Source organism: Rhodococcus sp. SGAir0479 (assembly GCF_005484805.1).
Taxonomy (GTDB): Bacteria; Actinomycetota; Actinomycetes; order Mycobacteriales; family Mycobacteriaceae; genus Prescottella.
The window spans coordinates 622,708-647,358 of record NZ_CP039432.1; the positions used below are offsets into that span (position 1 = coordinate 622,708).

Below are 24,651 nucleotides of genomic sequence, written 5' to 3' on the forward strand. Positions count from 1 at the left end.
CGCTGCGCGCAAAGGGGAGGACGGGTAGTGACGCTGCACTGGCATGCAGTGGGCCGGCGGGCTCTGTCGGGGGTGGCAGCAGTTGCGGTGCTCGCCGCAGCGGCGTGCACCGCCAATCCGCCCCCTCCCGTCGAGAGCACCGACAGTCCCAAACCGACGACGGCGGTCACCACCAAGAACACCGTCGCGGTCGCGATCGACGACGTGGGCGGCGGCTTCAACCCGCACCTGCTCGCGGACCAGTCGCCCGTGAACTCCGCGGTGACGTCGCTGGTGCTGCCCAGCCCCTTCCGGCCGGTGCTCGATCCGGCCCGGCCCGGCGGCACCGGCTGGGTCCTCGATCCGTCGGTGCTGGTGTCGGCGACGGTGAATCCGTCGACGCCCGACGTTCCGTCGTCGATCACGTACCAGCTGCGTAACGAGGCCCAGTGGTCCGACGGGGCGCCGATTGCCGCCGAGGACTTCCGGTACCTGTGGCAGCAGATGATCAGCCAGCCCGGAGTCGTCGATCCCGCCGGCTACGGGCTCATCGAGGACGTCGAGTCGTCCGGGGGCGGCAAGACCGTCACCGTCAAGTTCACCGCGCCGTACCCGGCGTGGCGTGAGTTGTTCACCGATCTGCTGCCGTCGCACCTGGTCAAGGATTCGCCGGGCGGCTTCGCCCGCGGGCTGGCGGACAACATTCCGGTGTCGGGTGGGCGCTTCCACGTCAAATCCGTCGACCGCGGGCGGGACGAGATCCTGCTCGAGCGCAACGACCGGTTCTGGGACACCCCGGCCAAGCCCGACCAGATCCTGATGCGCCGCGGCGGCACTCCCGCGCAGCTGGCGGACTCCATGCGGTCGGGTGATGCGCAGGTGGCGCGGGTGCACGGCGGTGCGGCCACGCTCGCGCAGTTGTCGGTGATCCCCGACGTGCGCACCGGGACCGAACTGCAGCCGCGAGTCCTGGCGGTCACGCTCAACGGCCGGGTCGCCGAGCTCGAGGACGGGCAGGTGCGCAAGGGCCTCTTCGGCATCCTCGACGCGGATCTGCTCGCCACGGTCGGTGCGGGCAGCGAGTCGGCGGCGACGCCGGCCCGCGCGCAGGTCCTCGCGCCGTCCGATCCCGGCTACGTCGCCACGGCACCGGCTCCGCTGACGCACGAACAGGCGATGGGACTGCTGACCGCGGCGGGTTACCAGCTGGTCCCCAACCCCACGGACGCCGGCGATCCCGAGACGCTGACCGAGGGACGGCTGATGCGGGACTCCGAGCAGCTGGCGATGGTGGTGGGGGCTCCCGAGAACGACGACACGGCGATCGCGGTCGCCAACACCGTCGCCGACCAGTGGCGGGCCGCCGGTATCTCCGCGTCGGTGCGGGCGCTGCGCGCCGAGGATCTCTACGGGGACGCTCTGGCCGCCGGGCGCGTCGACGCGGTCGTCGGCTGGGAACGGGCCGGCGCGGACGCGGCGACGGCCCTGGCCTCCAGGTTCGGCTGCCAACGGCTCGCGGCGCCCGGCGCCACCCCGACGCCGACGCCGACGCCCGAGCCCGGCCTGGGTGGCGCCCAGCGGTCCCCCAGCAATCTGTCGGGCCTGTGCGATCCGGCGCTGCAGACGGCGATCGACGAGGCGCTGCGCGGCGACGCCGACGTGCCGCGGGTGATCGCGGACGCCGAGCCTCGGCTGTGGGATCTGGCGGCGACGATGCCCGTGCTGCAGGACAACACCATCGTGGCCGCCGGGCCGGGTGTGGAGGGCGTCACGCTCGGTGGCCCGGTGCCGGTGGGCATCTTCGCGGACGCCGGCATGTGGACGCGGACGTCGAAGTGAGTGAGGTGGCACCGGTGAACGGCCGACGCATCCTGTTCGTGCACGCGCATCCGGACGACGAGACCCTGACGACCGGCGGGACGATCGCCCGGTACGCGGCAGCGGGTGCCGAGGTCACGGTCCTCACCTGCACGCTCGGCGAGGAGGGGGAGGTGATCGGCGAGCGGTGGGCCGAGCTGGCGGCCGACCGCGCCGACCAGCTCGGCGGGTACCGGATCCTCGAGCTGACCGGTGCGCTGCGGGCCCTGGGCGCGGCGGCGCCCCGGTTCCTCGGCGGCGCCGGACGGTGGCGCGACTCGGGCATGGCCGGTACCGCGTCGGCCCGCAATCCGCGGGCGTTCGTGAACGCCGACTCGGACACGGCGGTGGGGGCGCTGGTGGCGGTCCTCCGCGAGCTCCGTCCGCACGTGGTCGTGACGTACGACCCGGTCGGCGGCTACGGGCATCCGGACCACGTGCAGGCGCACCGGTTCACGACCGCGGCCGTGGCCGCCGCGGGCAGCGGCGCGTTCCCGGACGCGGGTGCGCCGTGGGAGGTCCCGAAGTTCTACTGGACGGTGACGGAGCGCGCCGCGCTCGTGGCCGGTGTCGCCGCGATCGCCGCGGTGCCCGACGGCTGGCGTATGCCGGCGGCGGACGAGCTGCCCAGCGTGCCCGACGACGAGGTGACCGCCGCGGTGGACGTCTCGTCGGTCATGCCGCGGAAGGTGGAGGCGCTGCGCGCGCACGCGACGCAGGTGACGGTGGCGCCGTCGGGGACCGAGTTCGCGCTGTCCAACGACGTCGTCCAGCCGATCCTGGCGGAGGAGCACTTCATGCTGGTCCGGGGGCAGGCGGGGCCGCGCGACGCCCGCGGCCGCGAGACGGATCTGTTCGCCGGTCTCGGATCCTGAAGACGCCGGGGGCGGAGGCCTCCACCCCGTAGGATGTGAGCCACGCCACGGTCGTGGGGGTCCGTCGTAGGCGTCTCGGGTCGGTCGAGCCGGAAGGCTGAGACATGTACAACTGGGACCTCCAGAACGCGATCGTCGCCTTCGTGGACAGCCTGCGTCCGATGTCGCAGTACTTCCGCGAGCTGTACTACGGCGCCCTGTACGACTTCGCGGACCACACCAGCGAGCTGTTGACGATGCTGGGCTATCCACCTGTGCCGTGACCCCGCCGTCGCGCGACGGGGGAGCATGACGGACGATCGGGGTATGACCGCCCCGAGCATCGACGCTGCGCCGCCGACCACTGCCGAGTCCCGCACGACGCTGGCCCTGCTGACGTTCGACGGCTTCCTGTGCGCGGTGCTGTCGGTGCTGTTCCTGCCCGCGTACATCGGGGCGACGCCGTTCCCGGTGACGGTCCTGGTCTCCGCGGTCGTCAATCTGCTGCTGGTGCTGGGTGCCCGCAAGTTCACCGATCGTGCGCTGCTCGCCGCGTTGCCGCTCGTGGGGTGGCTGGTGGGATTCGGCCTCTGTGCCGCAGCCGGCCCCGGTGGCGACGTGCTGGTCTTCGAGGACTGGCGCACCCTGCTGCTGTTCGTGGCGGCGTTGCTGCCGGCGGGGTTGTACCTGTTTCGGGTACGGCTCGAGTCGCTGGTGGCCGCCGCCCAACGCTGACCGCCGTGGGTCGTTCGTCCCGCCCGGGTCGACGCGGAGCGTCCTATGGTGGAGGTTGCCCGCACAGCAAGTGCGGTCTCCGTCGAGACTGGAGGTGGTCGTGATGGTTCGGACCGATGCCGAGGACACCGGAAACGATGCAGAGGCCGCGGACGTCTCGGAGGCGGATCTCGTCGAACAGTTGACGCCGGCCGAGTCGGACGACGACCGGGAGGAGTCGCCGCCCCCGTCGACACCACTCGAAGTGAACCCCGCCGATGCCGCCGAGCAGCATCGGAGCGTTCCGCTCGACGAGGACTATCCCCACGGGTAGTCGCCGGTGTGAGCCCCGCGGTGGCAGCGAGACCGGTCGGTGGCGCATGATCGTCGGGTGAGTCACTCGAGCGATGCCACCGATCGGTCCACGACCCTCCCGGTTCCCACGGTTCCCGGGAGTCCGGCTTCCGGCGCGGATCCGGCCGCCCCGACCGCCAGTGCGATGCGCAGAGTGCTGCGCCGGGCGCGGGACGGGGCAACCCTCAACGTCGACGAGGCCACCACGTTGCTGCACGCGCGCGGCGCCGACCTCGAGGATCTGTGCGCATCCGCCGCGAAGGTACGGGACGCGGGCCTGCTCGCGGCGGGCCGGCCGAAGACCGTCTCGTACTCGCGCAAGGTGTTCGTTCCGATCACCCGTCTGTGCCGGGACAAGTGCCACTACTGCACGTTCGTGACGGTGCCCGGCAAGCTGCGTGCGGCGGGGCACGGCATGTACCTCGAACCCGACGAGATTCTCGAGATCGCCCGTCAGGGCGCCCAATTGGGTTGCAAGGAGGCACTGTTCACGCTCGGTGACCGGCCGGAGGACCGCTGGCCCGAGGCGAAGCAGTGGCTCGACGAGCGCGGCTACGACTCCACGCTGGACTACGTGCGCGCGATGGCGATCCGGGTGCTCGAGGAGACCGGGCTGCTGCCGCACCTGAATCCGGGCGTCATGAGCTGGGAGGAGATCTCGCGGCTCAAGCCGGTCGCGCCGTCGATGGGCATGATGCTCGAGACGACGTCCACGCGCCTGTTCACCGAGAAGGGGGAGTGCCACTACGGCAGCCCCGACAAGGACCCCGAGGTGCGGCTGCGGACGCTCACCGACGCGGGCCGGCTGTCGGTGCCGTTCACGACCGGCATCCTCGTCGGGATCGGCGAGACCTACCGCGATCGAGCGGAAACCATCCTTGCGATTCGTAAGGTGCACAAGGCGTTCGGGCACGTGCAGGAGGTGATCGTGCAGAACTTCCTGGCCAAGCCCGACACCGCGATGCGTGATGCCCCGGACGCCGACGTCGAGGAGTTCCTCGCGACCGTCGCGGTGGCCCGTCTGCTGCTGGGCCCGGGCATGCGGATCCAGTCGCCACCGAACCTGGTCTCGGAGGCCGAATGCCTGGCGCTGATCGGCGCGGGCGTCGACGACTGGGGCGGTGTCTCCCCGCTCACCCCCGATCACGTGAACCCGGAACGGCCGTGGCCCAACCTCGACACTCTGGCCGAGATCACCGCGCGGGCCGGGTACACGCTGGTCGAGCGCACCGCCGCGCAGCCGCAGTACGTGCTGGCCGGGCATCCCTGGATCGACCCGCGGATCGGGGCGCACGTGCGGGCACTCGCCGACCCGGAGACCGGCCTGGCCAGGGCGGACGTGAAGCCGGCGGGGCTGCCGTGGCAGGAGCCGGACGAGGAGTGGGTGTCGTCGGGCCGCGTCGACCTCAACACCGAGATCGACACCGACGGCCGCAACACCGAGACCCGGTCGGACCTGGGCAGCGCGTTCGGCGACTGGGACACCGTCCGCGAGCAGGTGCTCGCACTGGGCCGTACCGCGCCCGCCCGCGTCGACACCGACGTGCTGGCGGCGTTGCGCAGTGCCGAACGCGACCCGGCCGGCCTGTCCGACGAGGACTACCTCGCGCTGGCGACCGCGGACGGGGACGGCCTCGAGGCGGTCGTCGCGCTCGCCGACGCGCTGCGCAAGGACGCCGTCGGTGACGATGTCACGTACGTGGTGAACCGGAACATCAATTTCACCAACATCTGCTACACCGGCTGCCGGTTCTGCGCGTTCGCCCAGCGTAAGGGCGACGCGGACGCGTTCACGCTGTCCGCCGAGGAGGTGGCGGACCGGGCGTGGGAGGCGCACGTCGCGGGCGCCACCGAGGTCTGCATGCAGGGTGGCATCGACCCGGAGTTGCCGGTCACCGGGTACGCGGATCTGGTGCGCGCGGTCAAGCGGCGGGTGCCGTCGATGCACGTGCACGCGTTCAGTCCGATGGAGATCGTCAACGGTGCCTCCCGCGGCGGGCAGAGCATCCGGGACTGGCTCACGGAGTTGCGCGAGGCCGGCCTCGACACCATCCCGGGCACCGCGGCGGAGATCCTCGACGACGAGGTCCGCTGGGTGTTGACGAAGGGCAAGCTGCCGACGTCGGCGTGGATCGACGTGATCACCACCGCGCACGAGGTGGGGCTGCGGTCGAGTTCGACGATGATGTACGGCCACGTCGACAGCCCCGAGCACTGGGTGGGGCATCTGCGCGTGATCCGCGGAATCCAGGACCGGACCGGGGGTTTCACCGAGTTCGTGCTGCTGCCGTTCGTGCACCAGAGCGCGCCGCTGTACCTGGCGGGGGCCTCGCGTCCCGGGCCGACGCAGCGCGACAACCGGGCGGCGCACGCGCTGGCGCGGATCATGCTGCACGGCCGGATCGACAACATCCAGACCAGCTGGGTCAAGCTCGGCATCGCCGGCACGCAGGCGATGCTGCAGGGCGGCGCGAACGATCTGGGCGGAACCCTGATGGAGGAGACGATCTCGCGGATGGCCGGATCCCAGCACGGCTCCGAGAAGACCGTCGAGGAGTTGCGGGCCATCGCCGAGGGCATCGGCCGTCCGGCGCGGGAGCGGCTCACCAACTACAGCCGTCGACAGGGGGCGCCGATTCCCATCGCGTGACCGCGGCCGCGCCGCGCACCCCGGTTTCGCGGGTTCCGCGACGGGGTATCCGGGAGGCACTGTTCCGACCGGGAGGGAGCCCCAGCCGTGGATCTGTCACTGACGTTCGTCGGGAACGCGACGGTGCTGCTGCGCTACGGCGATCTGACGCTGCTGACCGATCCCAACTTCCTCCACCGCGGTCAGCATGCCTACCTCGGCTACGGGCTGGTCTCGGCTCGCCGTCACGACCCCGCGATCGACGTGCGGGATCTGCCGCCGCTCGACGCGATCCTGCTCTCACACCTGCACGGCGACCACTGGGATCGGGTCGCACAACGCCACCTCGACCGGGAGCTGCCGGTGCTGACCACCCCGCACGCGGCGAAAAGGCTGCGTCGCAAGGGCTTCGGACGTGCCGTGGGGTTGGACACGTGGCAGAGTTACACCCTGGCCGCGCACGACGCGCAGGTGGTGGTGACCGCGATGCCGGGCGAGCACGCCCCGGTCATCGCTCGCCGTCTGCTGCCGCCCGTGATGGGCAGCGTCCTCGAGTTCGGTCCACTCGGCGGCCCGGTCGAGCGCCGGTTGTACATCTCGGGGGACACGCTGTTCGTCGATGCACTGAAGGAGATTCCGCGCCGTCATCCCGATCTCGATGCGGGCGTGGTGCATCTCGGCGGGACCCGGCTGCCGGCGGGCGACCGGCTGCCGTTCGGGTTGACCGTGACGATGGACGGTCGGCAGGGCGCCGACCTGGTGGAGTTGCTCTCCCTGCCGAAGGTGGTGCCGGTGCATTTCGACGACTACACCGTGTTCGCGTCACCGCTGTCCGACTTCCGCGACGAGGCCACCCGCCGCGGTTTCGGCGACCGGATCGTGTACGTCGATCGCGGCGAGACGGTGACCCTCTAGCCTCGCGGCGGAGCGCGGCGATCAGCCCTCCCGGTGCGGCAGGAACTCCTGAGCCTTCGTCTTGATGCCGGTCTTGACGAACCCCCACGCGTTCTCGTCGCCGCCCAGGACGGCGGACGCCGCATCCTTGAACTGCGCCCACGTCGCATGCGGCGGAATGGGGGGCATGTCCGGGTCGGTGTGGACGTCCAGCACGGTGGGCCGGTCGGCGGCCAGCGCCCGCTCCCAGGCGCCGGCGAGCGCGTCGGGATCCTCGACCGTGATGCCCTGCAGGCCCAGACCCGCGGCGAACGCGGCGTAGTCGACGTCGGGCAGGGTCTGGGATTCCGTGAACTTCGGTGCGCCGGCCATGGCCCGCATCTCCCACGTCACCTGATTGAGGTCGTTGTTGTGCAGCACCGCGACGATCAGGCGCGGATCGGACCACTCCTGCCAGTACCGTTTGATCGTCACGAGCTCGGCCATCCCGTTCATCTGCATCGCACCGTCCCCGGCGAACACGATCGCGGGCCGCTCGGGGTGGGCGAACTTGGCGCCGATGCCGTACGGGACACCGGGCCCCATCGTCGCGAGCGTCCCGGACAGGGAGCCGCGGATGTTTCCCCGGAAACGGAGTTGGCGCGCATACCAGTTCGCGGCCGACCCCGAGTCGGCCGTGACGATCGCGTCGTCCGGCAGGATCGGCGACAGCTCGGAGAACAACCGCAACGGATTGACCGGGTCGGCCGCCACCTGCGCCTGCATCTCCATCGTCTCCCACCAGCGGGCGACGTCGGCCTCGATCTTCTCGCGCCAGGACCGATCCTGTTTCCGCTCCAGGAGCGGGATCAGGGCGCGCAACGCGGTGCGCGCGTCGGCGACCAGGTTGACCTCGTTGGGGTAGCGCATCCCCACGAAGCGTGCGTCGATGTCGATCTGCACCGCGCGGGCCTGGTCGTACTCGGGCATGAACTGGCTGTACGGAAAGCTCGACCCCACGGTGAGCAGCGTGTCGCACCCGGTCATCATCTCGTAGCTCGGACGGGTGCCGAGCAGTCCGATCGATCCGGTGACCCACGCCAGCTCGTCGGAGAGCACGTCCTTGCCCAACAGGGCTTTGGCGGCGCCCGCGCCCAGCAGCTCCGCCACCTCGGCCAGTTCGGCGTGCGCCTCGCGGGCCCCGGTGCCGACCAGCATCGCGACCTTGGTGCCGGCGTTGAGGACGTCGGCGGCGCGCCGGATCGCGGCGTCGTCCGGGGCGATCTCCGGGAGGTCGAGGCCGAGGCTCGACGGCACCATCTTGAACTCGTGCGTCGGGGGTGAGTACGGCAGCTCCTGCACGTCGCCCGGGATGATCAGTGCGGTGGGCGCGCGTTGCGCGAGCGCGGTGCGGATCGCGCGGTCGAGGACGTTGGGCAGCTGCTCGGGCACGTTCACGGTCTGCACGTAGTCGGCCGCCACGTCCTTGTACAGGCTGGCCAGATCCACCTCCTGCTGGTACGAACCGCCCATCGCGCTGCGATCGGTCTGTCCGACGATCGCAACCACCGGCACGTGGTCCAGCTTCGCGTCGTACAGGCCGTTGAGGAGGTGGATCGCGCCCGGCCCCGAGGTGGCCATGCACACGCCGACCCGGCCCGAGAACTTCGCGTAGCCCACCGCCTGGAACGCGCACATCTCCTCGTGCCGGGCCTGGACGAACTTCGGACGGTTGTCGGCGCGTCCCCATGCGGCGAGGATCCCGTTGATGCCGTCACCGGGATAGGCGAAGACGTGCTCGACGTCCCATGCGCGTAGACGCTCCAGGAGATAGTCCGCGACGTTCGGGCCGGCCATCGTGCCCCCTCTGCAGATCGGGTCGGAGCGGCACCGGTCGAATACCCGCCCCTCCGGGCGGCAAACGACGCGCCGATGTCGTGGAACGGTCCGGGGCTTTGTAGGTCACCCTTACCTGACCGGACGATCGTGCGCGCTTCATACTGGACCTTCCGGATGTGGTCGGGCGGCAGCCCGGCCGCCGGCTCGCGGAGGCGCCCCGGCGCCCGTGTCAGAAAGGCAGGGAGAGCAGCAGTGACCTACACGATTGCCGAACCGTGCGTCGATGTGATGGACAAGGCCTGTATCGAGGAGTGCCCGGTCGACTGCATCTACGAGGGCGGCCGCATGCTCTACATCCATCCGGACGAGTGCGTGGACTGCGGTGCGTGTGAACCGGTCTGCCCTGTCGAGGCCATCTTCTACGAGGACGACGTCCCGGACCAGTGGACGGCGTACGTGGCCGCCAACGTCGACTTCTTCGACGATCTGGGCTCGCCCGGCGGCGCGGCCAAGCTCGGCAAGGTCGACTACGACACGCCGATGATCAAGGCCCTGCCCCCCATGAACGAGGACTGACCGGGCACTCGCCGAGGACCCGACGGAAGCATTCGAGGAACATCAGTTGCCGCGCACAGCCAAGACCCTGCCCGATTTCCCGTGGGACTCGCTCGCGTCCGCGAAGGAGAAGGCGCAGGCGCACCACGACGGCATCGTGAACCTGTCCGTCGGGACACCGGTGGATCCCGTCGCGCCCGTCATCCAGGATGCGTTGGCGTCGGTCGCGGCGGTGCCGGGCTATCCCACGACGCACGGCACCGACGCGCTGCGGGAGACGGCAGTGGCTTCGCTGGCGCGGCGCTACGGGATGACCGGGATCGATCCCGCGGCCGTGCTGCCGGTGATCGGCACCAAGGAGGTCATCGCGTGGTTGCCGACCCTGCTGGGGCTCGGCGCCGACGACCTCGTGGTGATCCCCGAGGTCGCGTACCCGACGTACGAGGTGGGTGCGCTGCTCGCCGGCGCGCGGGTGGTGCGAGCGGACGGGACCGCGCAGCTGGGCCCGCAGAAGCCGGCGCTGATCTTCGTCAACTCGCCGTCCAATCCCACCGGCAAGGTGCTCGGGGTCGAGCATCTGCGCAAGGTGGTCGACTTCGCGCGTGAGCGGGGCGCGATCGTCGCGTCCGACGAGTGCTACCTCGGCCTGGCGTGGGAGGGCGAGGCGGTGTCGATCCTCGACCCGCGCGTGTGCGGCGGCGACCACACCGGTCTGCTGGCGATCCACTCGCTGTCGAAGACGTCGAACCTCGCGAGCTACCGCGCCGGCTTCCTGGCGGGCGACCCCACGCTCATCGCGGAGCTGCTCGAGGTGCGCAAGCACGCCGGCATGATCATGCCGACGCCCATCCAGGCGGCCATGGCCGCGGCTCTGGCCGACGATGCGCAGGAGCGCGACCAGCGCGAGCGGTACCGCGGACGTCGCGAGATCCTGCTCGCCGCGGTGCGCGGTGCCGGGTTCACGGTCGACGACTCCGAGGCCGGGCTCTACCTGTGGGCCACCCGCGGTGAGGACTGCCGCGACACCGTCGACTGGTTCGCCGACCGCGGCATCCTGGTCGCGCCCGGCGACTTCTACGGCCCGCGCGGGCAGAAGCACGTGCGGATCGCCCTGACCGCCTCGGACGAGCGGATCGCGGCCGCGGCTTCCCGCCTCTCCTGACTCGTCCCGCCCGGCGCCCCCGCGTTCTGCGCATTCGTCGCGGGCGCGGGACGGTCCTTTCCGCGTGCCGCGCACTCGTTGCGGGGCGCGCGGGGTGGTGTCGGGCGTAGCCTGAGCTTGGTTGCAGTCACCTGGCTCTTCGCCGAGGAGGGCAGCATGGATGCCGTCACGCAGGTACCGACGCCGCACAACGAGCCGGTCCACACCTACGCGCCTGGAAGCCCCGAGCGGTCCCGATTGCGGTCGGCCCTGGCGGAGCACACCGCCGAGCCGATCGAGCTCCCGCACGTGATCGGTGGACGCCACCGGTTCGGTGCCGGTGAGCGGCGGGAAGTGGTTCAGCCGCATCGTCATTCGGCGGTCCTCGGGACGTTGACGAACGCGACCTACGACGACACCGACGCGGCGATCGACGCGGCGACCGCGGCCGCGCCGGGATGGCGGGAACTGCCGTTCGACGAGCGGGCCGCGGTGCTGCTGCGGGCGGCGGACCTGTTGTCCGGGCCGTGGCGCGAGAAGCTGGCCGCCGCCACCATGCTGGGCCAGTCCAAGTCGGTGCAGCAGGCCGAGATCGACGCGCCGTGCGAGCTGGTGGACTTCTGGCGGTTCAACGTGCACTTCGCCCGCGACATCCTGGCCACCCAACCGGCGTCGTCGCCGGGGGTGTGGAACCGGCTCGAGTACCGGCCGCTCGAGGGATTCGTGTACGCGGTCACGCCCTTCAACTTCACCGCCATCGCCGGGAACCTGCCGACGGCCCCCGCGCTCATGGGCAACACCGTGGTGTGGAAGCCGTCGCCCACCCAGACGCTCGCGGCGTACTGGACGATCCGGCTGCTCGAGGCGGCGGGCCTGCCGCCCGGCGTGATCAACCTGCTCACCGGCGACGGCATCGCGGTCTCGGACGTCGCACTGCGCGATCCCCGCCTGGCCGGGATTCACTTCACCGGTTCCACCACGACCTTCGAGTTTTTGTGGCGGGAGGTGGGTGCCGGCATCGGCCGCTACCGCGGCTACCCGCGCCTGGTGGGCGAGACCGGTGGCAAGGACTTCGTGGTGGCGCACCCGTCGGCCGATCCCGCGGTGCTCTCGACGGCGCTGATCCGCGGCGCGTTCGAGTACCAGGGACAGAAGTGTTCGGCCGCTTCGCGCGCGTACGTCCCGAAGTCGGTGTGGGCCGGGATGCAGGACCAGTTCCTGGCCGAGGTCGACGCGCTCACCTACGGGGACGTGAGCGATCTCGAGAACTTCGGCGGCGCCCTCATCGACCGGCGGGCCTACGACAAGAGTATCGCGGCGATCGAGCGCGCCCGCGGCGCCGACGGTGTGCAGGTGGCGGTCGGCGGCAAGTACGACGACAGCGTCGGCTACTTCGTCCGGCCCACCGTGCTCCTCGTCGAGGACCCGCACGACGAGGCACTGACCACCGAGTACTTCGGTCCGATCCTGTCCGTCCACGTCTACGACGACGGCGCCCCGGGCGCGTTCACCGACGTCCTCGCCGCGGTCGACACCGCGTCGCCGTACGCGCTCACCGGTGCGATCGTCGCGACCGACCGCGCCGCGATCGAACAGGCCTCGGCCGCATTGCGTTACACAGCCGGCAATTTCTACGTCAACGACAAACCGACCGGGGCCGTGGTGGGGCAGCAGCCGTTCGGGGGCGCTCGGGCGTCCGGCACCAACGACAAGGCGGGCTCGCCGCTCAACCTGCTGCGCTGGGTGTCGGCGCGCACGATCAAGGAGACGTTCGTTCCGCCCACCGATCACCGCTACCCGCACATGGACCCGGAGCCCGGTTCGTGACGTCGGGGGCGCTGTCGAACCCCCTGCGGCCGGCGATTTTGGCGGCCGCGGGTTCGGGGCGCGCGAAGAGCCTGATCACCCGGGCGCCGGGAACCAAGTCGATCGTCCGCCGGTTCGTCGCGGGGGAGACGCTCGGCGACGCGATGGCGGCGACGACGACGCTGCTGGGGCAGGGCCGATGGGTGAGTATCGACCGCCTCGGCGAGGACACCCGCGACGCCGCCCGGGCCCGCGACACCGTGGTGGCGTACCTCGAACTGCTCGCCGAGCTGGCGCGGCTGCCGCAGGCGCACGGTGCGGGTGCCCGCCCGCTGGAGGTGTCCGTCAAGCTCTCGGCGCTGGGACAGGACCTGCCCGGGGACGGGGGCAAGATCGCGCTCGACCATGCCCGCACCATCTGCGCCGCCGCGGAGGAGCACGGCGTGTGGGTCACCGTCGACGCCGAGGACCACACCCGCACCGATTCGACGCTGTCGATCGTGCGCGAGCTGCGGGCGGACTTCCCGTGGCTGGGCACGGTGCTGCAGGCGTACCTGCGCCGGACCGAGGCCGACTGCCGGGACCTGGCCGGCGCGCAGTCGCGGGTGCGGCTGTGCAAGGGCGCGTATCGCGAACCCGAATCGGTGGCGTTCCGCTCGCGCGCCGAGGTCGACGCGTCCTACCGGCGGTGCCTGACGGTTCTGATGCGCGGGCGCGGCTACCCCATGATCGCCACCCACGACCCGGCGATCATCGCCGCGGTCGACCCTCTGGCGATCGAAACCGGCCGGGGGACGGACGGGTACGAGCATCAGATGCTGTTCGGGATACGGGACCTCGAGCAGGCACGCCTCGTCGACGCCGGCCGCCGCGTGCGCGTGTACGTGCCGTACGGCAGCCAGTGGTACGGCTACTTCATGCGCCGGCTCGCCGAACGCCCGTCGAACCTGAGGTTCTTCGTGCGTTCGACACTCACCCGGGGCTGATTACACGATGTGAGACAGTGGGCGTCGTGCTGCTCAGTTCGCTCGACCCACTCGCCGTAGCGCGCGGCGACGACATGCCCGACGCCGTCCGGATCGGAGACACCGCGCTCTCGCGCACGGACATCCTCGGGGCCGCCGGGGCGCTGGCCAAACGGATCGCCGGCGCCCGCCGTGTCGCGGTCCTCGCCGAGCCGACCCCGGCCACCGTGATCGCGATCGTGGGCGGGCTACTCGCCGGGGCCACGCTGGTCCCGGTGCCGCCGGACTCGGGCCCGGCGGAACTGGCACACATCCTGTCCGATTCCGGCGCGCAGGCCTGGTTGGGTCGGGCCCCGGAGGGCTCCGATCTGCCGTCCGTCCCGGTCCGCGTGCACGCGCGCGACTGGCACGCCCACCCCGAGCCCGCCCCGTCTGCGATCGCGTTCGTGCTCTACACGTCGGGAACCACGGGCGCGCCCAAGGGGGTACTGCTCAGCCGGCGCGCCCTGGCCGCCGGCATCGACGCGATGGCCGAGGCGTGGGACTGGACGTCGAAGGACGTTCTGGTGCACGGCCTGCCGCTGTTCCACGTGCACGGGTTGATCCTCGGGCTCGTGGGTCCCCTCCGGGTGGGCAGCCGGCTGATCCACACCGGGAAGCCCACCCCGCAGGCGTACGCGCAGGCCGCGCGGGACGGCGGGACGCTGTTCTTCGGGGTGCCCACCGTGTGGTCGCGGATCGCCGACGACGCGGAGTCGGCCCGCGCGCTCGCCACGGCCAGGCTGCTGGTGTCGGGAAGCGCCGCGCTCCCGGTCCCGGTGTTCGAGCGGTTGCACGAGCTCACCGGGATCGCCCCGATCGAGCGGTACGGCATGAGCGAGACGATGTTGACCGTCACCACCCGCGTCGACGGCGAACGCCGACCCGGCTGGGTGGGTCTGCCGGTCCGCGGTGTCGAGACGCGACTGCGGGACGAGCACGGGGGAGAGGTCCCGCACGACGGCGAGAGCATCGGCGGCCTGCAGGTGCGCGGGCCCATGCTGTTCGACGGCTACCTCGGCCGCCCCGACGCGACCGCGGAGTCGTGGACGGAGGACGGGTGGTTCCGGACCGGCGACGTCGCGGTGGTCGACGCGGACGGGTTCCACCGCATCGTCGGCCGCGAGTCGACCGATCTCATCAAGTCGGGCGGCTACCGCATCGGCGCCGGGGAGGTCGAGACCGCGCTGCTCGGGCACCCCGCAGTCCGGGAAGCCGCCGTGGTGGGGCTGCCGGACGCCGACCTCGGCCAGCGTATCGTCGCGTTCGTCGTCGCCGACGGCGTCGATCCGCAGACGCTCATCGACCACGTCGCGTCGCAGCTGTCGGTCCACAAGCGCCCCCGCGAGGTGCGGATCGTGGAGTCGTTGCCGCGCAACGCGATGGGGAAGGTGCAGAAGAAGCTGCTGTAGGCGGCGCGAGGCGCCTAGTAGCGATAGAAGCCCTCGCCGGACGCGATGCCCAGCTTGCCCTTGTCGATGTAGTTCTCCTTGAGCCACGCGGCCAGCTTCCGCGCGTCCTCGTCGCCGTTGGCCATGATGTTGTACGGCGTGGTGAGGCCGATGATGTCGAAGATCTGGAACGGGCCCATCGGCGCGCCCGTCGCGATCTTCCACGTCTTGTCGACGCCCTCCGGATCGGCGTAGCCGCCGGCGGCGAGGGCGGCGGCCGCGTTGAGGAACGGCACGAGCAGCGAGTTCAGCACGTACCCCGCCTTCTCCTTGTGCAGTTCGATGGGCACCATGCCGATCTCGGACGCGAATTCGACGACCGTGCGGAACACCTCGGGGTCGGTCCGGTCGGTGCCCATCACTTCGGCGGTGTTGAAGCGCCACACCCGGTTCGCGAAGTGCAGCGCCAGGAACCGGTCCGGACGCCCGGTGGCGTCGGCCAGGTCGCTGGGCAGCAACGTCGACGAGTTGGTCGCGAAAATGGTCCGCTCGGGTGCGGCACTGCCGATCCGGCGGTACGTCTCCTGCTTGAGCGAGAGGATCTCCGGGATCGCCTCGATGACCAGGTCCGCGTCGGCGACGGCCGCGTCGAGATCGGTGGTCGAGGTGAGCCGGTCGAGCGTCGCGGCGGCACTGCCGTCGTCGGCGCCGGGGACCTCCTGCCGATAGGTGTCGACCAGGCCCGCGAAACGCCCGCGGGCGGCCTCGAGCGCGTTGTCGTCGATGTCGTACGACGTGACGTCGAATCCCTTGAAAGCGGTCTGGAAGGCGATCTGGGAGCCGAGGACTCCCGCCCCCAGTACCGTGACTTTCCGAATGTCCGTCATGAACTTCCTCCCGGTGGCGTGGCCGAATCGGACGACGGCCGGTTCCCTTGTGACGATATCCCCGACCCGCGCCCGGCGGCGTACCGTCGGGGTATGAGTGCAGTCACGAGTACCCGTATCGTTCTCGCCTCACGACCGGACGGCGAGCCCACCGAGGACAATTTCCGAACGGAGACAGTCGATTTGCCCGAGCTGTCCGACGGGCAGGTCCTGTTGCGGACGGTCTACCTCTCGCTCGACCCCTACATGCGCGGACGGATGAGTGCCGCCGAGTCGTACGCCGCGCCGGTCGAGGTGGGTGACGTCATGGTCGGCGGGACGGTCTCGCAGGTGATGGAGTCCCGGAACCCGGACGTGGCCGAGGGCGCGTACGTGCTCGCGTACGGTGGCTGGCAGACCCACTCCGTGGCCGACGGCAGGTCCGTCCGGGTCCTCGATCCCGATCGCGCGCCGCTGTCCACGGCGCTCGGTGTGCTCGGCATGCCCGGTTTCACCGCGTATGCCGGCCTTCTGAAGATCGGTCGCCCGCAGGCGGGCGAGACCGTCGTGGTGGCCGCCGCGTCGGGCCCGGTGGGCTCCGCAGTCGGGCAGATCGCGAAGATCCACGGCGCCCGGGCCGTCGGCATCGCCGGCGGTCCGGAGAAGTGCGCCCACGTGCGTGACGACCTGGGGTTCGACGTCGCGATCGACCATCGTGCAGACGATTTCGCCGAGCAGTTGCGCGATGCCGTACCGGACGGCATCGACGTGTACTTCGAGAACGTCGGGGGCCCGGTCACCGCGGCCGTGGTGCCGTTGCTCAATCTGTACGCACGAATGCCGGTGTGCGGCTTGGTCGCTCAGTACAACGCCCCGTCGGCTCCGGAGGGGCCGGACCGGTTGCCCGCGTTCATGGGCCGCGTCCTCACCAAGAGCCTGACCATCCGCGGGTTCATCCAGTCGGAGTTCGTCGAGGAGATGTACGACGACTTCGAACGCGACGCCTCCCAGTGGGTCGCCCAGGGGCTGCTGAAGTACCGGGAGGACGTCGTGGACGGATTGGAGAACGCGCCCGAAGCGTTCCTCGGGCTCCTGCACGGCAAGAACTTCGGGAAACTCGTCGTCCGCGTCGCGCCCGAGGAGTGATCGGCGGGCGAGGACCGATCGTCAGTCCGTGATGCCGACGGGGCGGTCGCCGACGATCGAGATCCGGTCCATCACGCGGCGCGCGGGGTAGTAGTCGCTGGACGCGTAGTGCTGGCAGGCGCGGTTGTCCCAGAACGCGATGGTGTCGGGACGCCAGTGCAGACGCACCTGGAACTCGGGGCGCTGGACGTGGCGGTACAGCATCCGCAGCAGCTCGTCCGACTCGTGCTGGGAGACGCCCAGGATCCGCTGCGTGAAGACCGGGTTCACGAACAGGACTCGGCGCCCGGTCTCCGGCACCACCCGTACCACCGGGTGCGTGACCGGAGGGAACGCCGGCCGGAGCATCTCGACGGTCTCGGCCGGCATGCCGCGGCCGAACGAGTTGATCCAGTCGTGTTCCGCTTCGAGGTGGTCGATGCGCGCGCGCACGTCCTCGGGCAGCAGGTCGTAGGCCGCGCCGGTGTCGGCCCACAGGGTGTCGCCGCCCACGTCGGGCACCTCGACACCACGCAGAATCGCTGCGAACGAGGGGAACTCGTGCCACGTGACGTCGTTGTGCCACATGTTCTCCACACCCGCGGCCACGGCGTCCTTGGCGAGGGTGGCGACATCCGCGTCGCTCTGGCCGGGCTGGGTGTACTTGAAGAACGGGTGCTGTTCGAGCTCGCCCCAGCGGGCGGCGAACGCGCGGTGGTCGGCGCGGTCGATGGCCTGGTCGCGGAAGAACAGCACCTTCCATTCGAGGAGTGCTCGACGCAGTTCCGCGAGGACGTCGTCGGAGAGGTCGCCGCTCAACCGGATTCCCGAGATCTCCGCGCCGATGGTGGGAGTCTTCGGGGTGAGCGAGAACAGCTCGTACGGACGGCTCTCGCAGCGGTCGGTGGTGCGGGGAGCGACCAGGGGCCCCACCGCGTAGAGCGGGTCCGTCGGGCGGGGCTCGAGGAACGTGCGGAAGATGTTCGGCGTCGCAGCTGCGGTCATAGCGAAACTCCTCGTGTTTCGGTGCATTCCGTCGGATCGGATGCACTGCCGGGTGGAACGGACGTGGGTGCCTCGATCATCGCCACACACGTGTCGACGAGGTCGGCGACGATCGCGGCGGTGTCCGCCGCCGTGCGGGCGGTGCCCTCGCGGGCGGCCAGCGACGTGATGCCGAGCATGACGATGTTGTCGGCACGCCACTCCGCGATGTGGCCGGGGGCGGGGCACAGGTCCACCAGCAGACGGTGGACGTGTCGGTAGCTTTCCGCTTTCAGGTGCTTGCGGATCATGTCGGCGAGCGCCGGATCGAACAGGCCCTGAACGAGGAATCGGGCGTAGCGGCTCCCGGGGCGCCCGAGGGTCTCGGCGGCGAGCGGCCGGACCAGTGCCTCGACGGCCCCGCGGACCGTGGGCGGTTCGCCCCGCCGTTCGATCTCGTCGAGAAGTTCGCGTCGGCGGGTGTCGACGGGTGTCATCCGGACCTCGACGAGCGCCTCGATGAGGCCTTCGCGGGAACCGAAGTGGTACGTGGCCGCCGACTTGTTGGACTGGTTCGCCGCGATCTGGACGTCCTTGAGCGTCAGTGCGGGCATGCCCCGTTCGGCGATGATCTGCTCGGCCGCGGCGAGCATCGCCTGCCGCGCGGTGGTCTGGGTCACACCGTCAATGTAAGGTCGCGTCCTTAAAGAGTCAACGGTGTTCCGAGTTCTGCGCACCTGTCGCAGGGCCGGGGGCCGGGGTGGGTCGGGTGCCGCGAGGCGCTAGCGGGAATCCCGGAACAGCGGGTCCCGCTTCTCCCGGCGGGCGAGTGTGGCCTCCTCGAAGTTGTCGGTGAGCAGCCGGATCAGGAGCTGGCCCAGCCCCTCCTGGTTCATGTGCTGCGCCATCGACGAGGCGTCCAGGCTCGACCACAGGGTCCGCTTGGTCAGCTCCACGCCCGGCCGGGAGAACTTCGCGATGCTCTGCGCGAGATCGAAGCACTCCTCGAGCAGGTCCTCGGCGGCGACGATGCGCGAGACCAACCCGATGCGGGCGGCCTCGTCGGCATCGACGTCGCGCCCGGTCAGCATGATCTCGAAGGCCCGCGACGACCCGATCGCCCGCGGCAGCAGGTAGCTCAGCCCCAGCTCGCTGGCCGTGAGGCCGTTGTTGATCCCGGCGGCGCGGAAGTACGCCCCGGGTGCCGCGAGCCGGATGTCCGCGGCCATCGACAGGCAGAATCCGCCGCCGATCGCCGCCCCGTTGATCGCCGCGATCACCGGTTGGTGCATCCGGCGCAGTGTCAGCACGACGTCGTCGAGCATCTCCATCGACCGCAGCGCGATGGACGGCCGGGTGAGACCGTCGATGTGGGGTGGGGCGCCGGCGGACGTCTGGTCGGCGCCCGAACAGAATCCGCGCCCCGCGCCGGTGATCACGACGGCGCGCACCGAGTTGTCGTTGCTGATGGCCTCGAGCGACTCGCGGAACGGCACCATGACGTCGAACGCCATCGCGTTCATCCGCTCGGGACGATCGAGGGTCACCAGGGCGACGTGCTCGCGGGGACGTTCGACGACGATGAAGCTCAAGGGAACTCCTCGGGGCAGGGCGGCCGATGTGCGCCGACCCTACGCCGCGGGAGCGTCCGATGTGCCCCGTTCGCGGGCGTCACCCGGGCAGTGGCGCGTCCGCCTCGTCCGTGACCGACGCCTTGCGTGCCCGTCGTCGTGAATTGAGCAGCCCCAGCGCGAGAATGACGAGGAACAGCACGACGGTGGAGATCAACTGTTCCCGGGCGTCCGCATCGAACGCCATCAGCACGACGAAGGCGGCCAGCAGCGCCAGCGTGAGGTAACTCAGGTACGGGAACAGCCACATCCGCACCGTCAGCTTGCCCTCGCGTTCGAGCTTCGGCCGCAGACGCAGGTGCGCGACCACGATGAACACCCAGATCACCAGGAGGGCGGCGCCGACGGCGTTGAGCAGGATCCCGAGCAGGGAGTCCGGCAGCAGCCAGTTCAGCAGCACACTGACGAACCCGAAGAGCACCGACAGCACCACCGCGTTGGTGGGCACCCCCGTCTTCGAGAGCTTGGCCAGCGCGGCGGGACCGTCGCCACGGCGGGCGAGCGAGAACGCCATGCGGGAGGTGCCGTAGACGTTCGCGTTGAACGCCGACAGGAGCGCGACGACGACCACGAGTTCCATCAGCCCGGAGACGTACGGGATGTTCGCCTTGTCGAGGACGGCGACGAACGGGCCGTCCTGCAGGCTCGGGTCGTCCCACGGCAGGAGGAAGACCATGATGGCGATGGCGCCGATGTAGAAGACGCTGATCCGCCACACGACGCTGCGGACCGCGACGGCGATCGCGCGTTCGGGATCCCGGGACTCGGCGGCCGCGATGGTGACGATCTCGATGCCACCGAACGCGAACGCCACCACGAGCAGCCCGGCGGCGACGCCGGCGAAGCCGTTGGGCATGAACCCGCCCTCGCCGAGGAAGTGCGTGAAGCCGACGGGGTCGGTGTCCGGTAGGAGCCCGAAGACGAGCAGGAAGCCGACGACGAGGAAGCCGATGATCGCGGCGACCTTGAGGGCCGCGAACCAGAACTCGAACTCGCCGAAGTTGCTCACCTTCGCCAGATTGACGACGGCGAAGAACGTGACGAACACCAGCGCGACCACCCATTGGGGGACGCCGGGCAGCCAGTCGTTCACGATCGCGGACGCGCCGGTGATCTCGGCGCCCAGCACCATGATCAGCATGAACCAGTACAGCCAGCCCATGACGAAGCCGGCCCACTCGCCGATACCGATGCGGGCGTAGTGCGAGAACGATCCGCTCGCGGGGAGCGCGGCGCCCATCTCGCCGAGCATCCGCATGACGCAGACCACCACGAAGCCCGCGATGAGGTACGAGACGAGAACCGCGGGGCCCGCCTTCGCGATCCCGACGCCGGTGCCCAGGAAGAGCCCGGCACCGATGGCCGACCCGAGGCCCATCATCGTGAGATGACGGACCTTCAGGCCGTGCCCGAGCGCGGAGGTGTCGCTGGTGCTCACTAGTCGTTCGCGTGAAGAGCTGCGTTCAGTTCCACACCGGTGCCCTTCCACGGCACCACCTCGACGGCGCCGGAAACGGAGTTCCGGCGGAACAGGATGTTCGACTTGCCACTGAGGTCGGCGGCCTTGACGACGGTGCCGTCGGGGCCGGTGACCTTGGTGCCGGCGGTGAGGTAGAGACCCGCCTCGACCACGCAGTCGTCGCCGAGCGAGATGCCCAGGCCGGCGTTGGCGCCCAGCAGGCAGCGCTCGCCGACGGAGATGACCTGCTTGCCGCCGCCCGAGAGCGTGCCCATGATCGAGGCGCCGCCACCGACGTCCGAGCCGTCACCGACGACGACGCCGGCCGAGATGCGGCCCTCGACCATCGAGCTGCCGAGCGTGCCGGCGTTGAAGTTCACGAAGCCCTCGTGCATCACGGTGGTGCCGCTCGCGAGGTGCGCGCCCAGACGGACACGGTCGGCGTCGGCGATGCGTACGCCGGCCGGGACGACGTAGTCGACCATGCGGGGGAACTTGTCGACGCCGAACACCGTGACGACACCGCGAATCCGCAGGCGCGAACGCACCAGCTCGAAGCCGTCGACCGCGCACGGACCGAAGTTGGTCCACACCACGTTCGCGAGCAGACCGAACTGGCCGTCGAGGTTGACCCCGTGCGGCTGCACCAGGCGGTGCGACAGCAGGTGCAGGCGCAGGTAGACGTCGTGGGCGTCGACGGGCGGCGCCGACAGATCGGCGATCGTGGTGCGCACCACGACCTGCTTGACCTCGCGGGCCTCGTCGTGGCCGGCGAGCAACGCGAGGTCCGACGGAATGTCGGTGCCCTCGAGCGCGACGGTTCCGTTGTCCTCGTACTCGCCCAGCTCCGGGGCGGGGTACCAGGTGTCGAGAACCGTGCCCGACTCGGTCACGTTGGCGACGCCTACTGCAGATGCTCCCTGTGCACTCACGGATGCACAGGTTACGCGAGGAGCCGGGCGTCGTCCGGGGGCGGGAGACGTGCCCGCCCCGGGTGACGAGTTCCGACCGGTCGGGTACCTGCCCGGGCCGGTCTCTACGCTGGAAGCTGTGAGCCTTCTCGATCTGCACGCCGACCCCGTCGATCTCACCGCCGCGCTGGTGGACATCCCGAGTGTCTCGCAGGACGAGCGTGCGATCGCCGACGCGGTCGAGGCCGCCCTGCGGGAACAGACCTCCGGATTCGAGGTGATCCGCAACGGGGACGCGGTGCTGGCGCGCACGAACCGGGGCCTGCCCAGTCGCGTCATGCTGGCCGGGCACCTCGACACGGTGCCGATCGCGGACAACGTGCCGAGCCGGCGCACGGTCGACGAGCGCGGCGACCTGCTGCACGGTTGTGGCACGGTCGACATGAAGTCCGGGGACGCGGTGTTCCTGCATCTCGCCGCGACCGTGTCCGATCTCGCGCACGACCTGACGCTGGTGTTCTACGACTGCGAGGAGATCGCCGCGCAGTACAACGGTCTCGGCCGGATCGAGCGCGAGCTGCCGGAGTGGCTGCGGGCCGACGTCGCGATCCTCGGCGAGCCCACCGGCGGCCTCATCGAGGCGGGGTGCCAGGGCACGTTGCGGGTGCGGCTGACCGCGTCCGGCGTGCGGGCACACTCGGCCCGATCGTGGCTCGGCGACAACGCGATTCACAAGTTTGCCCCCGTGCTCGAGCGGTTGTCGTCGTACGAGGCTCGATCCGTGGACATCGACGGCTGCGTCTACCGCGAGGGTCTGTCGGCGGTCCGGATCTCCGGGGGTGTCGCCGGGAACGTCGTCCCCGACGCGGCCGAGATGGACGTCAACTTCCGCTTTGCTCCCGACCGCAGTGTCGAGCAGGCGATCGAGCACGTGCGCGAGGTGTTCGATCCGGCCTCGCTCGGCGGTCTCGACCTCGGGTTCGAGGTCACCGACAGCTCACCGGGTGCGCTGCCCGGACTGGCGAACCCCGCGGCCGCCGCACTGATCGACGCCGCCGGCGGCCGGTACCGCGCCAAGTACGGGTGGACCGACGTCTCGCGCTTCTCGGCACTGGGAATTCCCGCCGTCAACTACGGTCCGGGTGATCCCAATCTGGCGCACAAGCGCGACGAGCACGTCCCGGTCCAGCAGATCACCGACGTGACCGCGGTACTGCGCGGCTACCTCGGCGCGTGAGCGCCTAACCTGGGCCGCATGGCACCAGAGAGGAAGACCGGAGCGGCCCGGCAGGGCAGTGCATCGGTACGGCACCGCGGCCCGGTGATGCTGCGACGCGATCGCAAGGCCGAGTCCACCACCGCCGATCGGCGTCTGCTCGACCAGCGCGGACCCACGGACTGGGTTCACACCGACCCGTGGCGCGTGTTGCGGATCCAGAGTGAGTTCGTCGAGGGATTCGGGGCGCTGGCCGAGGTTCCGCGTGCCGTGACGATCTTCGGGTCGGCCCGCACCGACGAGGACCACCACGAGTACGTCTGGGCGCGCGAACTGGGTACCGCGCTCGCCCGGGCCGGCTACGCGGTCATCACCGGCGGTGGGCCGGGCATCATGGAAGGCGCCAACCGCGGGGCCTGCGAGAGCGGCGGCTACTCGATCGGTCTGGGCATCGAGTTACCCTTCGAGCAGCGTCTCAACGAGTGGGTCGACCTCGGCATCAACTTCCGCTACTTCTTCGCGCGCAAGACGATGTTCGTGAAGTACTCGCAGGCCTTCATCTGCCTGCCCGGCGGCTTCGGCACCCTGGACGAGTTGTTCGAGGCGCTCACGCTGGTCCAGACCCACAAGATCACGAGCTTCCCGATCATCCTCATGGGGTCCGAGTACTGGTCCGGGCTGGTGGGCTGGCTGCGGGACGCGGTCGCGCGGTCGGGCAAGATCTCGCCCGACGACCTGGACCTGATCCACGTCACCGACAGCGTCGACGAGGTGGTGCGCATCATCGTGGAGTCGCAGCAGGGTGTGGACGAGGCGGCGCTGCTGGGAGAGGACTCCTAGTGGCGGCCGGAAACGGCGAGAAGTTCGCCGTGTGCGTGTACTGCGCGTCGGGTCCGGTGGACCCGCGGTTCCTGGAACTGGCCGCCGCGTTGGGGACGGCGATCGGGCGCCGCGGCTGGCAACTTGTCTCCGGCGGCGGCAACGTCTCGATGATGGGCGCGGTCGCCACCGCGGCCCGCGAGGCGGGGGCGTGGACGGTCGGCGTCATCCCGAAAGCGCTGGTGCACAGGGAGGTCGCGGACGTCGACGCCGACGAGTTGATCGTCACGGACACGATGCGCGAACGAAAGCAGATCATGGAGGACCGCGCCGATGCGTTCGTCACGCTCCCGGGCGGTATCGGAACTCTCGAGGAGCTGTTCGAGACCTGGACCGCCGGATACCTCGGCATGCACGCCAAACCCGTCGTGATGCTCGACCCGGTGGATCACTTCGCGGGCCTGCTGCAGTGGCTGGAAGGGCTGAAGGCGCAGGGCTTCGTGGCGCAGCGGGCACTCGACGGACTCGTCGTCACCGACGACATCGAGGCGGCGCTGGACGCGTGCACGAGGTGAAAGTGGTTCCCCTCGAGGGGTTCCCGGGACGGGACGCAAAGGTTACTGTGGAGTAAGAAGTGACCTGTC

23 protein-coding genes are annotated in these 24,651 nt (G+C 70.3%); 16 read left to right on the plus strand and 7 right to left on the minus strand.

Annotation, left to right across the window (positions count from 1 at the left end):
• The first annotated feature begins 27 nt into the window (after positions 1–27).
• The 7 genes from E7742_RS03010 (at position 28) to E7742_RS03035 (ending at position 7,302) form a co-directional block, all read left to right on the plus strand.
• A complete protein-coding gene (locus tag E7742_RS03010; protein ID WP_137797577.1) occupies positions 28–1,818 on the plus strand; it encodes an ABC transporter family substrate-binding protein in 1,791 nt (596 codons plus the stop codon).
• A 14-nt stretch (positions 1,819–1,832) separates the two neighbouring features.
• Positions 1,833–2,711, plus strand: a complete 879-nt coding sequence (gene mshB, locus E7742_RS03015) for an N-acetyl-1-D-myo-inositol-2-amino-2-deoxy-alpha-D-glucopyranoside deacetylase (protein WP_137797578.1) — start codon at positions 1,833–1,835, stop codon at positions 2,709–2,711.
• A 104-nt stretch (positions 2,712–2,815) separates the two neighbouring features.
• Entirely contained in the window at positions 2,816–2,974 is a 159-nt protein-coding gene (locus E7742_RS23115; RefSeq protein WP_175420392.1) for a hypothetical protein, read from the plus strand.
• A gap of 43 nt (positions 2,975–3,017) precedes the next feature.
• Positions 3,018–3,425 (plus strand): hypothetical protein, encoded by a 408-nt coding sequence (locus E7742_RS03020; protein ID WP_137797579.1) that lies wholly within the window; start codon positions 3,018–3,020, stop codon positions 3,423–3,425.
• A gap of 103 nt (positions 3,426–3,528) precedes the next feature.
• The gene (locus E7742_RS03025; RefSeq protein WP_137797580.1) at positions 3,529–3,738 is read left to right on the plus strand and encodes a hypothetical protein; all 210 of its coding nucleotides are present in this window, start codon (positions 3,529–3,531) and stop codon (positions 3,736–3,738) included.
• 39 nt (positions 3,739–3,777) lie between these two features.
• Entirely contained in the window at positions 3,778–6,408 is a 2,631-nt protein-coding gene (locus tag E7742_RS03030; protein ID WP_137797581.1) for a bifunctional FO biosynthesis protein CofGH, read from the plus strand.
• Between the two features lie 87 nt (positions 6,409–6,495).
• Positions 6,496–7,302: an MBL fold metallo-hydrolase gene (locus tag E7742_RS03035; RefSeq protein ID WP_137797582.1), complete on the plus strand. Its 807-nt coding sequence runs from the start codon at positions 6,496–6,498 to the stop codon at positions 7,300–7,302.
• Between the two features lie 21 nt (positions 7,303–7,323).
• Here the strand turns inward: E7742_RS03035 and E7742_RS03040 are convergent, their stop codons facing one another.
• Positions 7,324–9,117 (minus strand): thiamine pyrophosphate-requiring protein, encoded by a 1,794-nt coding sequence (locus E7742_RS03040; protein WP_137797583.1) that lies wholly within the window; start codon positions 9,115–9,117, stop codon positions 7,324–7,326.
• Between the two features lie 234 nt (positions 9,118–9,351).
• On the opposite strand from E7742_RS03040, the gene fdxA reads away from it, so the two are divergent.
• From fdxA to E7742_RS03065, 5 genes are all read left to right on the plus strand, one after another.
• Complete coding sequence (gene fdxA / locus E7742_RS03045) at positions 9,352–9,675, plus strand: ferredoxin (protein WP_137797584.1); 324 nt, start codon at positions 9,352–9,354, stop codon at positions 9,673–9,675.
• A gap of 46 nt (positions 9,676–9,721) precedes the next feature.
• A complete protein-coding gene (dapC, locus tag E7742_RS03050) occupies positions 9,722–10,816 on the plus strand; it encodes a succinyldiaminopimelate transaminase (protein WP_137797585.1) in 1,095 nt (364 codons plus the stop codon).
• A gap of 156 nt (positions 10,817–10,972) precedes the next feature.
• A complete protein-coding gene (pruA, locus tag E7742_RS03055) occupies positions 10,973–12,622 on the plus strand; it encodes an L-glutamate gamma-semialdehyde dehydrogenase (protein ID WP_137797586.1) in 1,650 nt (549 codons plus the stop codon).
• Positions 12,619–13,587, plus strand: a complete 969-nt coding sequence (locus E7742_RS03060) for a proline dehydrogenase family protein (protein ID WP_137797587.1) — start codon at positions 12,619–12,621, stop codon at positions 13,585–13,587. Before pruA ends, E7742_RS03060 begins: the two co-directional genes overlap by 4 nt.
• A gap of 26 nt (positions 13,588–13,613) precedes the next feature.
• The gene (locus E7742_RS03065; RefSeq protein WP_137797588.1) at positions 13,614–15,017 is read left to right on the plus strand and encodes an acyl-CoA synthetase; all 1,404 of its coding nucleotides are present in this window, start codon (positions 13,614–13,616) and stop codon (positions 15,015–15,017) included.
• 14 nt (positions 15,018–15,031) lie between these two features.
• On the opposite strand, the gene E7742_RS03070 is transcribed toward E7742_RS03065, so the two are convergent.
• The gene (locus E7742_RS03070; RefSeq protein WP_137797589.1) at positions 15,032–15,883 is read right to left on the minus strand and encodes a 3-hydroxyacyl-CoA dehydrogenase; all 852 of its coding nucleotides are present in this window, start codon (positions 15,881–15,883) and stop codon (positions 15,032–15,034) included.
• 93 nt (positions 15,884–15,976) lie between these two features.
• On the opposite strand from E7742_RS03070, the gene E7742_RS03075 reads away from it, so the two are divergent.
• Positions 15,977–17,008: an NADP-dependent oxidoreductase gene (locus tag E7742_RS03075; protein ID WP_137797590.1), complete on the plus strand. Its 1,032-nt coding sequence runs from the start codon at positions 15,977–15,979 to the stop codon at positions 17,006–17,008.
• Positions 17,009–17,029: 21 nt separating this feature from the next.
• On the opposite strand, the gene E7742_RS03080 is transcribed toward E7742_RS03075, so the two are convergent.
• The 5 genes from E7742_RS03080 to dapD form a co-directional block, all read right to left on the minus strand.
• Positions 17,030–17,992 (minus strand): TauD/TfdA dioxygenase family protein, encoded by a 963-nt coding sequence (locus E7742_RS03080; RefSeq protein ID WP_137797591.1) that lies wholly within the window; start codon positions 17,990–17,992, stop codon positions 17,030–17,032.
• Entirely contained in the window at positions 17,989–18,651 is a 663-nt protein-coding gene (locus E7742_RS03085) for a TetR/AcrR family transcriptional regulator (RefSeq protein ID WP_368076946.1), read from the minus strand. Before E7742_RS03085 ends, E7742_RS03080 begins: the two co-directional genes overlap by 4 nt.
• Positions 18,652–18,753: 102 nt before the next feature.
• A complete protein-coding gene (locus tag E7742_RS03090; protein ID WP_137797592.1) occupies positions 18,754–19,563 on the minus strand; it encodes an enoyl-CoA hydratase in 810 nt (269 codons plus the stop codon).
• A gap of 79 nt (positions 19,564–19,642) precedes the next feature.
• Positions 19,643–20,983, minus strand: a complete 1,341-nt coding sequence (locus E7742_RS03095) for an amino acid permease (RefSeq protein WP_254699257.1) — start codon at positions 20,981–20,983, stop codon at positions 19,643–19,645.
• A 56-nt stretch (positions 20,984–21,039) separates the two neighbouring features.
• Positions 21,040–21,993: a 2,3,4,5-tetrahydropyridine-2,6-dicarboxylate N-succinyltransferase gene (gene dapD / locus E7742_RS03100; protein ID WP_137797594.1), complete on the minus strand. Its 954-nt coding sequence runs from the start codon at positions 21,991–21,993 to the stop codon at positions 21,040–21,042.
• 118 nt (positions 21,994–22,111) lie between these two features.
• Here dapD and dapE point away from each other — a divergent pair, with 118 nt between their 5' ends.
• From dapE to E7742_RS03115, 3 genes are read left to right on the plus strand one after another with little or no spacing between them, the layout of a single operon-like run.
• Positions 22,112–23,209 carry a succinyl-diaminopimelate desuccinylase gene (gene dapE, locus E7742_RS03105; RefSeq protein ID WP_137797595.1) on the plus strand — a complete coding sequence of 366 codons (1,098 nt, stop codon included), beginning with the start codon at positions 22,112–22,114 and terminating at the stop codon, positions 23,207–23,209.
• Between the two features lie 18 nt (positions 23,210–23,227).
• A complete protein-coding gene (locus tag E7742_RS03110; RefSeq protein WP_137797596.1) occupies positions 23,228–24,028 on the plus strand; it encodes a TIGR00730 family Rossman fold protein in 801 nt (266 codons plus the stop codon).
• Entirely contained in the window at positions 24,028–24,582 is a 555-nt protein-coding gene (locus E7742_RS03115) for a TIGR00730 family Rossman fold protein (RefSeq protein ID WP_137797597.1), read from the plus strand. The genes E7742_RS03110 and E7742_RS03115 overlap by 1 nt, the downstream gene beginning before the upstream one ends.
• The last annotated feature ends 69 nt before the right edge of the window (positions 24,583–24,651 follow it).

Coding starts and splice junctions, on each gene's coding strand:
- E7742_RS23115 (WP_175420392.1), top strand. CDS start 2,816: ATGTACAACTGGGACCTCCAGAACGCGATCGTCGCCTTCGTGGACAGC.
- E7742_RS03020 (WP_137797579.1), top strand. CDS start 3,018: ATGACCGCCCCGAGCATCGACGCTGCGCCGCCGACCACTGCCGAGTCC.
- E7742_RS03025 (WP_137797580.1), top strand. CDS start 3,529: ATGGTTCGGACCGATGCCGAGGACACCGGAAACGATGCAGAGGCCGCG.
- E7742_RS03040 (WP_137797583.1), bottom strand. CDS start 9,117: ATGGCCGGCCCGAACGTCGCGGACTATCTCCTGGAGCGTCTACGCGCA.
- pruA (WP_137797586.1), top strand. CDS start 10,973: ATGGATGCCGTCACGCAGGTACCGACGCCGCACAACGAGCCGGTCCAC.
- E7742_RS03070 (WP_137797589.1), bottom strand. CDS start 15,883: ATGACGGACATTCGGAAAGTCACGGTACTGGGGGCGGGAGTCCTCGGC.
- E7742_RS03075 (WP_137797590.1), top strand. CDS start 15,977: ATGAGTGCAGTCACGAGTACCCGTATCGTTCTCGCCTCACGACCGGAC.
- E7742_RS03080 (WP_137797591.1), bottom strand. CDS start 17,992: ATGACCGCAGCTGCGACGCCGAACATCTTCCGCACGTTCCTCGAGCCC.
- E7742_RS03095 (WP_254699257.1), bottom strand. CDS start 20,983: ATGATGGGCCTCGGGTCGGCCATCGGTGCCGGGCTCTTCCTGGGCACC.
- E7742_RS03110 (WP_137797596.1), top strand. CDS start 23,228: ATGGCACCAGAGAGGAAGACCGGAGCGGCCCGGCAGGGCAGTGCATCG.